General features: G+C 67.0%; 1 protein-coding gene. It reads right to left on the minus strand.

Annotation, left to right across the window (positions count from 1 at the left end; all coding sequences use genetic code 11):
- A partial coding sequence (locus tag ACXJKJ_RS31285; RefSeq protein ID WP_457395511.1) for a dicarboxylate/amino acid:cation symporter occupies positions 1 to 595 on the minus strand: 595 nt, incomplete at both ends.

Below are 595 nucleotides of genomic sequence, written 5' to 3' on the forward strand. Positions count from 1 at the left end.
CGACCGGGCCATCGTCCACTTCGCCTTTGGCCACCAGCGTGGTCAAGGCCAGATCGCCGGTGACGTTGAGTGCAGTACGGCACATGTCCAGGAAGTGGTTCACGCCCAGGATCAGACCGATGCCGAGGGGGTTCACSCCGACCATSGCGCAGATCAKCGCCACCACCGGCAGCGAGCCGGACGGSACRCCGGCGGTGCCGATGCCRCCGAGGATGCAGACSRMCATCACCRTCACCTGCTGGCCGATGCTCAGGTCCACGCCGAAGAACTGSGCSAGGAAGATCACSGTGACRCCCTCGAACAGCGCGGTGCCGTKSTGGTTGGCSGWGGCRCCRACGGTCAGCACGAAGCGCGAGACTTTCTGCGGCAGGCCCATCTGGTCGGCCACGCGCAGCGCGGTCGGCAGGGTCGCGTTGCTGGAGGCGGTGGAGAAGGCCATCACCGTCGCTTCCTGGGTATCGCGGAAGAACGACAGCGGCGAACGCCCGGACAGCCACACCGCGGTACCGTAGGTCACCACCATGTGCAGGCCCAGTGCCAGCACCACCACGCCCACGTACGCCCCCAGGCGGATGATCAGGTCGAAGCCGAACAG

The sequence above is a fragment of the Roseateles sp. P5_E1 genome, assembly GCF_054049335.1.